Source organism: Paraclostridium sp., assembly GCF_051657365.1.
Taxonomy (GTDB): domain Bacteria; phylum Bacillota; class Clostridia; order Peptostreptococcales; family Peptostreptococcaceae; genus Paraclostridium.
Map to the genome: position 1 here is coordinate 1 of NZ_JBOFKN010000037.1, position 10764 is coordinate 10764.

Sequence of the window (10764 nt, forward strand, 5' to 3'; positions counted from 1 at the left end):
TATCTTTGCCAAAACATAAATAAAAATCAAGTATTTATATATACTTATAAATTTATCCTTCGTTAAAATAAATCCTATATATATCAAAATCTCCAAGAAATACATTCTACTTATATATTTCATATTTTTGAACTTTTCAAAAAAACCTATATATATACTATTTATTAGTATACCTGTCATAATAATTAAGTTTATACCCAAGATTATCTCTATGTTACTTGTATAATCAATCATATATTCCCACCTTTTATCCATAGTTTACTATTTACAATTATATTAGCACATACTTTCTAAATATTTTGTCATTTCTTGAATCACAAAAAAGAAAAAAAGCCTTAATTAAGGCTTTTTTCTGACTTTAACTCTTTTCTTAATTTTTTCAATGCTCTCTTCTCTATTCTAGATACATAAGATCTGGATATATCAAGCTTTTGAGCTATCTCTCTTTGTGTTTTATATCCAAGTGTCGTTAGACCATATCTCAACTGAACAATTTCTCGTTCTCTTGGTGTTAATATGTTTTCTAGCTTTTCATATAATTTACTTATCTGTACTTTAAGTTCTACTTGATCTAATATATGGTCTATATCTGTTCCTAAAACATCAATTAAACTTATTTCATTTCCTTCTTTATCCGTTCCTATAGGATCTTGCAACGAAACTTGAACTTTGTTTTTTTTATTAGTTCTTATATTCATCAGTATTTCATTTTCTATACATTTAGATGCATATGTGGCTAACCTTGTTCCTTTATCTACATTATAAGTTTCTATAGCTTTTATAAGTCCTATCGTGCCTATAGATATAAGATCATCTTGGTCCTCATTTGCATTATTGTATTTTTTTGCTATATGCGCTACTAATCTCATGTTCCTTTCAATTAAAACTTCCTTAGCTGATTCATCTTTTTCTATTTTCAATTTGGTTAAATAATTATACTCTTCTTCAGGAGTTAAGGGTTTTTCAAAAGATTTTAATATAGTCAATCAGGCCACCCCTTTCTTCCTTCCATGTCATTTTAAATTATATGAAAGTGGCCTGATAAAATTGCTTGTATAAAAAAATTTATTTTAATATTTTTTCACATATTTCTTTGAATAAAGGTACTGCTGATTTACTAGAATATTGAGTTCCCTCAATTATAATAGTTATAGCATACTTAGGATTTTCTTCTGGATAAAAACCAGTTACCCATCCATGTGAAATTTTTTGTTTTTTTATTGTCTTATCTTCATTTTCTACATTTATTATAGCTTGAGTTGTCCCAGTTTTAACTCCACTACCTTTTTCTAGTACATCTAACTCTTTAGCTGTTCCATTTTTTGATACAGACTTCATCATCTCTTTTATCTTAGTTATTGTATAAGGAGATAATATTTCTTCTTCCTCTGTAATTTTAAAACTTTTAATTATATTTTTCTTATTATCTATAATACTGTCATAAATTCGTAAAGGTTTGTATATTCCATTGTTTGCAATAACTTGTGTCATTTGATTTACTTGAAGTGGTGTAAACATCATTTCACCTTGTCCAATAGATAAATTGACTATATCTATGGTTTCCTCTAACTTCCCACTTTTTTCTCCATTTATATCAATTCCTACTTCTTGATTCAAATGTAAATCTTTAGAAGCCTTTATAATTTTTTCCTTACCAACTTTTAGTGCTATATCTAAAAATGCAGTGTTACATGAATTTGCAAATGCCTGGTCAAGAGTTAATAATCCATGTCCTTCTAACTTATTACAATTCAAAATTCTACCATTATATTCCTCAGATCCAGTACATGTGTGCATGTATGTTTCATCGATTATGTTGTTTTCTAAAGCTGCATATAAAACTACAATTTTAAATACTGACCCTGGAGCATACATATATCTTATAGCTCTATTTTGTAGTTCTCCATTAGATGCATTTAAAAATTCCTCTACTGAATATTGATTATAATTAGGCCTAGAAGAAATAGCTAATACTTCACCTTTTTGAACGTCAGATATAACTACAGCGCTTGGATTTTCTTCATTATCTACTAAATTTTCTAGTTGTTTTTGTATGTTATAGTCTATAGTAAGCTTCAGATGATTATCCTCTGAACTATTTTCATTAACTTTATAACTTCCATTTAAAACACCTAATTTTTTATACTTTCCTGAATTTCCCGAGCTACCAGCTTTAAAAACTTCTACATAATCTAAATTTTTATTTTTTAGCATAGCATCTTGGCTTTTTTCTATTCCACTTACAGCGTTATCATCACTATCTAAATATCCTATAGTGTGAGTTAGTAAATTTTCATCTGAGTATCTGTATGTTTTTTTATCTATTAATATATTTTCATTCTCTAATTTCTTTTTCAAATCATCATTAATATTTTTTATTTCTAACTCCACTATAGGTGATGTTGGATTTTCTTGGATCTTCTTGTATATTTCAAATTTTGCTAATCCCGTAACATCCTGTATAAGATCTGTATATCCTTCATTTACGCTTATTTTATCTTTTTGTATTATAATTATATCTTTAACTTTATTGTCAGTTAGTTTTTTATTATTTCTATCATATATAGTTCCTCTTCCAGAACTTAACTTTAAAGTTGAATTACTCTGTTCTTTTGCACATTTTTCATAATAACTAGCATTTATCAATTGTATATCTATTAATCTATATGTAAGAAATCCATAAATTAATATACATATTATAAATACAAAATACATTCTATTTTTACTAGTATAGTTTATTACACTTTTTTTCCTAGACATAAAATCACCCCTTAGTAATTGTAATTCTTGACAATTTCTAAGGGGTTAATACTACTTAATTAATGTAATTGTGTTTTTATTCTTGCTATTACCATATCTATAGCTACTTCATTTTGACCACCTTCAGGTATTATTATATCTGCATACTTCTTATATGGTTCTATAAACTGATCATGTGCTGGCTTTACAGTTGCTAAATATTGCTCTATAACAGAATCAACTGTTCTTCCTCTTTCTTTTATATCTCTTTGTATTCTTCTTAATATTCTTAAGTCATCTTCTGTATCAACATATATTTTTATATCTAACTTATTTCTTAATTCTTCATCTTCTAATATCATTATACCTTCAACTATTACTATATCTTTAGCTTCCGTAGTTATAGTTTTTTCTAGATTCCTAGTGTGTAGTTCATAATCATATATCGGTTTTTCTATAGCTTCTCCATTGCATAACATATCTAAGTGATTTATTAATAACTTATTGTCAAATGATAAAGGATGATCATAGTTTGTTTTTAATCTATCTTCAAATGATAAGTGAGATTGATCTTTATAATATGCATCTTGTTCTAGTATAGCAATATTTTCTTCTGGTATACTTTCTTTTATAGATTTACATACTGTACTTTTACCTGATCCTGTTCCACCTGTAATACCTATTATAAGTGTCTTTTTTTCTTTTTTCATATGTCTTTTCTCTCCTTAAAAGTTTTTTATTTATACTATTAACTTTGATGTGTTATTTGTATGTTGTTTACTCATAATCATCTGGCATAGCTTGTCCTGTGTAAAATGCATTTGTTAATGGTCTATTACTCTTAGCTTGAATTTGTTCTACCCAACTAAGATTAAATTCCCAACCGTTAGGATTTTTATAAAATTCATCTAATGCTTCTCTATAAACTTTTATAACTGTTTTTAAATACTCATCATTTTGTAATCTTCCATCTATTTTCAAGCTAGTTACTCCAGATTTTATAAACTCTGGTATATATTTTAGCATACATAAATCTTTTGAATTAAAGAAAAATGTTCCTTTATTATCTTCATATACAGGGTAATATTCACCTTGTCTTTTTTCTTCCAATAAATTATATTTTTTATTACCTTCTCTATAATCTATATTTTCTTTTCCATCTAAATAACTACTTATAAGTCTTCTTCCTGAGTAAGATATGCATATAGGTCCATGTATAAATGCCTCTATTTCCATATCTAGTGGAGTCTTAGCTCTAATCATACTTATTTCATCTACAGACAATTCACTAGTTACTATTATCCTTTTAACACCTTGCTCATACCAAAAATTCGCACTATTATAGTTAGTTACATTAGCTTGTTGACCCATATGAATTTTAATATTAGGTACAATATTTTTTACTATAGTAAGTACTCCTGGGTCTGAAACTATTATTCCATCTATATCTAATTTTTCAAGATTCAATAAATACTCTTTTAATTCTTTGAAATCTTCATTATGCGGCATCACATTTACAGCTACATAAACTTTTTTTAATTTCTCATGTGCAAACTTAATTCCATTTTGTAAATCTTCACTAGAAAATTTTTTAGTTATAGCATCTATTCCAAAAGAATCTCCACCTATATATACAGCATCTGCTCCATTTTCTAAAGCTATTTTTAAGCTATTTAAATTTTTAGCTGAAGCTAGTAATTCAACCTTATTCATTCAAATCACCTCTTATTTTCTTTTTATAACTAAGCGTGACTCCATCTCCAATAGGAATTATAGATGTATCTAAATAATCACAATTACATATATAGTCTAAATAACTTCTCATTCTTTTTACAATAGTTTTCTTTCGTCTTATAACATAACTATCATGAGCAACCATACCCTTATAAAGAATATTATCAGATATAAGAAGTCCATCTACTTTCAATTTATCTATTACCATATCATAAAATAACTTGTATTGTCCCTTAGCTGCATCTAGGAAAATCATATCAAATTCACCTTCAACTTGAGATAGTAATTCTTCCGCATCGCCTTCTAGTATAGTTATATTATTTTCCATTCCAGCTCTTTTTATATTTTCCTTAGCTTTTTCTATCATCTTTTCATTTCTTTCTACAGTTATAATTTCAACATCTTTATCTAATACTGTAGCAAATAAAATAGATGAGTATCCTATAGCGCATCCAACTTCTAAAATTCTTTTAGGTTTTTGCATTTTTAATAATACTTTAAGAAAATCTGAAACTTCTTTATGAACTATAGGAACATTGTGTTCTTTTGCATAATCTTCTAATTCCTTTAGTAAACCATCTTTATCTTTTAGTGTAGTTCTTATATAATCTTCCACTAAACCATCAACTATATTGCTCATATTTTCAACTCCTTGAGTTGCCCTAAAAAAAGGCAAAAGTCTCGCTTCTTATACTTAATTAAGTTTTATCGCGATAATCCTTTGCCTTTATGGACAAATATTTTATTTACTTTTTGACTTTTCTTGGTTTAACTTATCTCTATCTTGTTTATAACTTTCAACATGTTTTAAATGCTCTTCATAAGTTTTACTATAATTATTCTTACCATCTACAGTTGCTACAAAGTATAAATAGTCGCTGGTAGCTGGATTTAATACCGCTTCTATAGATTTAACACCTGGATTTGATATAGGTGTAGGTGGCAATCCTTTATTGACATAAGAATTATATGGAGAATCTATTTTTAAATCCTTGTACATAACTCTTCCTTTTCTTTCATCAAATATATATTGTATAGTAGCGTCTGATTGTAGCGGCATATCTATATCTAATCTATTATAAAAAACACTTGCAATCATTGGTCTATCTTCATCTAAAACAGCTTCTTTTTCTACTATAGATGCTAAGTTAACTACCTGCTGAAGAGTTAACCCTCTTTTCTTTTGTTCTTCTTTGAATTTATCCGTATACATTTGATTAAATCTTTTTAGCATCTCTGATAAAACTTCTTTTTCAGTACTATTTTTTTCAAAGTAGTAAGTGTCTGGGTATAAAAATCCTTCTAAACTTTTAATATCATCTTCATTTAAAAAGCTAAACTCATTATAAAACTCTTTAGGATTGTTTATTAATTTTTCATATTTTTCTTTATTTCCTATACCCTTATCTGTTAAATATTTTATTGTTTCTTTATAAGTTAGACCCTCCGGCATTGTTACTTTTATTCCTTCGTTATAAATTTTTCCACTAAGAAGAATATCTAATACTTTAGAATTTGAATAACTTTGTCGCAATAAATATTTTCCAGCTTTTACACCATGTTCAGTTGGTTTAAATTTAGCAACAACTTTAAATAGTATTTTATTTTTTATAAGTTTATTTTCTTTTAAAATACCTGAAACATCTGTCAAAGTTGCTCCACTAGGTATTTCTACTATTATTTCCTTTTTACTATTTTTATCGTATGGTCCTATTTGGATATATATATATCCCCCTATTAGGGCCAGTACAAGTACAGTTATAATAGCTATAACTTTTAAGTTTACCTTTCTAAAATTCATAGGGTTATCTACTCCTTATGCATATTTATATCCTTTATATTATAAATCTAAGCATGAAAATTTTCAATAAGATTGTCGAAACTAAATAAAAAGCCTAACGTTATTTTTCACACGTTAGGCTTTTTTTAATCATATCTTTAGAACTTTGTAATTTTATCTTTAGTAACAACCCCATAAACAAGTTTACCTGATTCTACTTTTTCATCATCTATTATATATGCATTTAAAAATCTTTCTTTAGCTGAATCTATCTTATCTAGCTTATTATAATGCATATATGCAATAATTTCACCTTCTTCAACAAATTCAGAAACTTTTTTAGTTAAAACTATACCAGCTGATAAATCTAGTTCATCATCTTTAGTTTCTCTACCTGCACCAAGTATCATAGCTGATACTCCAACTTCTTCTGCTTCTATTTTTTTTATATATCCTTTTTTAGGTGCCTTTATCTCCATTACCTCTTTAGCTTGAGGTAGTAGACTATAGTCATCTACAACGTTACTATCTCCACCTTGATTTTCTATAAATTCTCTTAATTTATCAAGTGCACTTCCTGTAGTTATAGCTTCTTGTATTTTAGCTTTTCCTTCTTCAAAGTCTTTAGCTACTTTAGCTAAAACTAACATATATGCACCTAAAGTTTCACATAGCATTACGAAATCTTTAGGTCCTCTTCCTTTTAAAGTTTCTATAGCTTCTATAACTTCTAATGAATTTCCAACAGCAAATCCTAATGGCTCGTCCATATCTGTTATAAGTGCTATTGTTTCCCTATTCATATTGTCACCAATGTCAACCATCTCTTTTGCAAGTGCAAATGAATCATCAATGGTTTTCATAAATGCTCCATCTCCAGTTTTAACATCTAAAACTATAGCATCTGCACCTGATGCAAGTTTCTTACACATTATACTACTTGCTATTAAAGATATATTATCAACAGTGGCTGTAACATCTCTTAATGCATACATTTTTTTATCTGCAACAGCTATAGATGCTGTTTGTCCGCATACTGCTATATTGTGTTTATTTACAGATTCTATGAATTTACTTGGTTCCATTTCGATTGAGAATCCTGGGATAGATTCTAGCTTATCTAAGGTCCCTCCTGTATGTCCAAGTCCTCTACCTGACATTTTAGCTACAGGAGCTTTACAAGCAGCTACTAATGGCGCTAATGCTATTGTTGTCTTATCACCTACTCCACCAGTACTATGCTTATCTACTTTTATTCCATTTATCTCAGATAAATCAATAACTTCTCCAGAATTCATCATAGCCTCTGTTAAGTAGGCCGTTTCTTCTTTATTCATCTTATTTAAGTATATCGCCATTAAAAGAGATGATGCTTGATAATCCGGTATTTCACCTTTAGAATATCTTTCTATAAAGAAATTTATCTCTTCTTTCGTTAAAACTTCTTTATCTCTTTTTTTCTTTATAATGTCATAAATTCTCATAGTTATTCTCCTTTATATCATTATGTTTTAGTCATACTTGTTGTTTTGATTATAATTTATTAACTATAGATTTAACTAAGCTTAAGAATTCTGATTTAACTCTTTGTGTTGTCTCTATAACTTCTTCATGGTTTAAAGGTTGATTTAATATACCTGCAGCCATGTTAGTTATACAAGATATACCTATAACATCTAAATTTGAGTGTCTAGCAACTATAACCTCTGGAACAGTTGACATTCCAACAGCATCTGATCCTAATATTTGAGCAAGCTTTACTTCTGCTGGTGTTTCATATGTTGGACCACTAAAGAAAGTATATACACCTTCTTGTACATCTATATTCAATTCTTTAGCACATTCTTTAGCTAATTCTATATACTTTGGAGTATATGCAGTTGACATATCTGGGAATCTTACCCCTAATCTACTATCATTAGGCCCTATTAATGGATGATGTCCACTAAAGTTTATATGGTCTTTTATTATCATTAGGTTTCCTGGCTTAAATGATTTATTAGCTCCTCCTGCTGCATTTGTAACTATAACAGTCTTCACTCCTAGTTCTTTCATAACTCTAACAGGGAAGGTTACTGATTCCATTGAATATCCCTCATAAAAATGAAAACGACCTTGCATAGCTATTACAGTTTTACCTTGTAATTCACCTATAACTAATTGTCCATTATGTCCTTCTACTGTTGAAACGGGAAAATTAGGTATTTCATCATATTTAATTTTTACTGGATTTTGAATTTCATCTCCTAATACCCCTAATCCAGAACCCAGTATAAGTCCTATCTCTGGAATTTCTCCTATTTTTGATTTTATATATTTTGTACTTTCTTGTATTTTATCATATAAATTTTTCATTTTAATCCTCCGTCTAGTTGCCTATTTAATAATTTCAGATTTAAAACTTATTCCATTCTTCGGAAGTTCTACTCCTAATATATCTGCTACAGTAGCACCTATATCTGCAAAGCTAGTTCTTGTTCCTAAATCATATCCATTAACTAAACTCTTTCCATAAACTAATATAGGTATATATTCTCTGGTATGATCTGTACCTTTATATGTAGGATCATTTCCATGGTCTGAGTTTATAATTAATATATCATCATCTTTCATATTTTCTAATATTTCAGGTATTCTAGCATCGAATTCTTCTAATGCATTTTTATATCCATTTACATCTCTTCTATGTCCATACTTAGAGTCAAAATCTACTAAGTTAGTAAATATCAGCCCATTGTTATCTTTTTTCATATAATTTATAGTTTGATCTACACCATCCATATTATCTTTAGTGTGTATAGCCTCAGTTATTCCCTGCTTATTGAATATATCTTCTATTTTTCCAACACCTATTACATCTAATTTAGATTTTTTTATAGTATCTAATACAGTATCTTCAAATGGACTCAGAGAGTAGTCTCTTCTATTAGAAGTTCTTTCAAACGATCCTGGTTTTCCTATGAAAGGTCTTGCTATAATTCTAGCTACAGCATTTTCTCCCATCATTATTTCTCTTGCTATTTCACACATTTTATATAATTCATCTAAAGGTATAATCTCCTCATGAGCCGCTATTTGGAATACACTATCTGCTGAAGTGTATACAATAACTTCTCCAGTTTTCATTTGTTGTTCTCCTAGTTCATCTAATATAGCTGTTCCAGATGCAGGTTTGTTACCTATAACTTTTCTATTAGTTCGTTTTTCAAATTCATCTATTATTTCTTTTGGGAATCCATTTTCATAGGTTTTAAAAGGAGTTTCAACTAAAACCCCAGTCATTTCCCAGTGGCCTGTAGTTGTATCTTTACCTTTAGATACTTCACTAGCTCGTCCAAATACTCCTAATGGTTCATTTATGCTTTCTAAAGTATCTATACCTTCTATATTACTTAATCCAAGATTTATCATATTAGGTATTTTTATATCTTTATGTGCTTTAACTATATTACCTAAAGTGTTTACATTTACATCTCCAAATTTTTCAGAATCAGGAAGAGCGCCTATTCCAACACTGTCAATTATCATCCATATAACTCTATTCATAAAATTGCCTCCTACATGTTAGTTTATTTTCTAGGATGTTTCTCTTTTAGTTCTTGTCTTATATTTTTATCTATACAATTTAAGTAGTTTTGTAAACTACTTAAATTAGTATTACCTAATATTTTACTAACTACAGCTATATTTGTACCTTGATTTATCAAATGTATAGCAAATGAATTTCTAAGTATAGTCGGATTTATGTTTTTATTTATATTTGCCTTATGTGCATGTTTTTTTATAAGTTTCCAAAGTCCTTGTCTTGTAAACTTACTTTCATTAGAACTAATAAATAAAGCCTTTTCCCCGTAGTTAGATTTTAAAATTTCACATCTTGATTCTCGTAAATATTTATCAATATATTTACTTGTAGTTTTCGCTAGTGGAATCACTCTAGGATATTTCCCAGATTTACAACAAATATATCCAAACTCAATATTTACATCTTCAAGTTCTAATTCTATAAGCTCTGTCACTTTCATTCCTGTCCCATATAAAACCTCAAAAATAGCTTTATCTCTAATATTTTTAGGATTTTTAAGTTCATCAAAATTAAGTAAAGCTTCTATTTCTTCTTCTGTCAAAATATCTATTTCTTTTTTTTCTATTTTAGGTTTTTTTATGTTTTTAGATACATTCCAATCAATATACCTATTCAAAAATAAATATTCATAAAAAGATTTTATAGATGATATACTTCTAGAAATAGTAGATGCTGATACATCTATTTTTTCTAGTTCTATTATATAGCTTATTATATCATTTTCTGTGGAATCAAATAAGTCAATATTTTTATTTTCTATGTATGCTAAATATTTTTTTATATCTATAAAATAAGAGTTAACTGTATTTGTAGTTAATTTTCTAACAGATTTTATATAATTTATATATTCATTTAATAGTTGCATATTATAATCCTTTACTTTTTAAAATATTTGTAAAGTTGCTATAGATACAGCATTTAAAAT

11 protein-coding genes are annotated in these 10764 nt (G+C 27.9%); all 11 read right to left on the reverse strand.

Annotation, left to right across the window (positions count from 1 at the left end; translation table 11 throughout):
• A partial coding sequence (locus tag ACRCYC_RS03040) for a hypothetical protein (RefSeq protein ID WP_438617706.1) occupies positions 1–234 on the reverse strand: 234 nt, incomplete at its 3' end.
• Positions 235–335: 101 nt separating this feature from the next.
• Positions 336–986 carry an RNA polymerase sporulation sigma factor SigK gene (gene sigK, locus ACRCYC_RS03045; RefSeq protein WP_438617707.1) on the reverse strand — a complete coding sequence of 217 codons (651 nt, stop codon included), beginning with the start codon at positions 984–986 and terminating at the stop codon, positions 336–338.
• Between the two features lie 79 nt (positions 987–1065).
• Positions 1066–2760: a peptidoglycan D,D-transpeptidase FtsI family protein gene (locus ACRCYC_RS03050; RefSeq protein WP_438617708.1), complete on the reverse strand. Its 1695-nt coding sequence runs from the start codon at positions 2758–2760 to the stop codon at positions 1066–1068.
• Between the two features lie 59 nt (positions 2761–2819).
• Positions 2820–3449 (reverse strand): uridine kinase, encoded by a 630-nt coding sequence (gene udk / locus ACRCYC_RS03055; protein ID WP_438617709.1) that lies wholly within the window; start codon positions 3447–3449, stop codon positions 2820–2822.
• A 67-nt stretch (positions 3450–3516) separates the two neighbouring features.
• Positions 3517–4452 (reverse strand): peptidase U32 family protein, encoded by a 936-nt coding sequence (locus ACRCYC_RS03060; protein WP_438617710.1) that lies wholly within the window; start codon positions 4450–4452, stop codon positions 3517–3519.
• Positions 4445–5113, reverse strand: a complete 669-nt coding sequence (locus tag ACRCYC_RS03065; RefSeq protein ID WP_438617711.1) for an O-methyltransferase — start codon at positions 5111–5113, stop codon at positions 4445–4447. The genes ACRCYC_RS03060 and ACRCYC_RS03065 overlap by 8 nt, the downstream gene beginning before the upstream one ends.
• 102 nt (positions 5114–5215) lie before the next feature.
• Positions 5216–6274 carry an endolytic transglycosylase MltG gene (gene mltG / locus ACRCYC_RS03070; RefSeq protein ID WP_438617712.1) on the reverse strand — a complete coding sequence of 353 codons (1059 nt, stop codon included), beginning with the start codon at positions 6272–6274 and terminating at the stop codon, positions 5216–5218.
• A gap of 137 nt (positions 6275–6411) precedes the next feature.
• Positions 6412–7737: a pyrimidine-nucleoside phosphorylase gene (locus ACRCYC_RS03075; RefSeq protein WP_438617713.1), complete on the reverse strand. Its 1326-nt coding sequence runs from the start codon at positions 7735–7737 to the stop codon at positions 6412–6414.
• A gap of 49 nt (positions 7738–7786) precedes the next feature.
• Complete coding sequence (locus ACRCYC_RS03080) at positions 7787–8608, reverse strand: purine-nucleoside phosphorylase (protein WP_438617714.1); 822 nt, start codon at positions 8606–8608, stop codon at positions 7787–7789.
• 21 nt (positions 8609–8629) lie between these two features.
• On the reverse strand, positions 8630–9799 hold the full coding sequence (locus tag ACRCYC_RS03085) for a phosphopentomutase (protein ID WP_438617715.1): 1170 nt from the start codon (positions 9797–9799) through the stop codon (positions 8630–8632).
• Between the two features lie 23 nt (positions 9800–9822).
• Entirely contained in the window at positions 9823–10704 is an 882-nt protein-coding gene (locus tag ACRCYC_RS03090) for a tyrosine-type recombinase/integrase (RefSeq protein ID WP_438617716.1), read from the reverse strand.
• Between the last annotated feature and the right edge of the window lie 60 nt (positions 10705–10764).

Bases quoted from the DNA above. Each gene is read 5' to 3' on its own strand.
- ACRCYC_RS03090 (WP_438617716.1), bottom strand. From the start codon at position 10,704: ATGCAACTATTAAATGAATATATAAATTATATAAAATCTGTTAGAAAA.
- ACRCYC_RS03085 (WP_438617715.1), bottom strand. From the start codon at position 9,799: ATGAATAGAGTTATATGGATGATAATTGACAGTGTTGGAATAGGCGCT.
- ACRCYC_RS03080 (WP_438617714.1), bottom strand. From the start codon at position 8,608: ATGAAAAATTTATATGATAAAATACAAGAAAGTACAAAATATATAAAA.
- ACRCYC_RS03065 (WP_438617711.1), bottom strand. From the start codon at position 5,113: ATGAGCAATATAGTTGATGGTTTAGTGGAAGATTATATAAGAACTACA.
- udk (WP_438617709.1), bottom strand. From the start codon at position 3,449: ATGAAAAAAGAAAAAAAGACACTTATAATAGGTATTACAGGTGGAACA.
- ACRCYC_RS03060 (WP_438617710.1), bottom strand. From the start codon at position 4,452: ATGAATAAGGTTGAATTACTAGCTTCAGCTAAAAATTTAAATAGCTTA.
- mltG (WP_438617712.1), bottom strand. From the start codon at position 6,274: ATGAATTTTAGAAAGGTAAACTTAAAAGTTATAGCTATTATAACTGTA.
- ACRCYC_RS03050 (WP_438617708.1), bottom strand. From the start codon at position 2,760: ATGTCTAGGAAAAAAAGTGTAATAAACTATACTAGTAAAAATAGAATG.
- ACRCYC_RS03075 (WP_438617713.1), bottom strand. From the start codon at position 7,737: ATGAGAATTTATGACATTATAAAGAAAAAAAGAGATAAAGAAGTTTTA.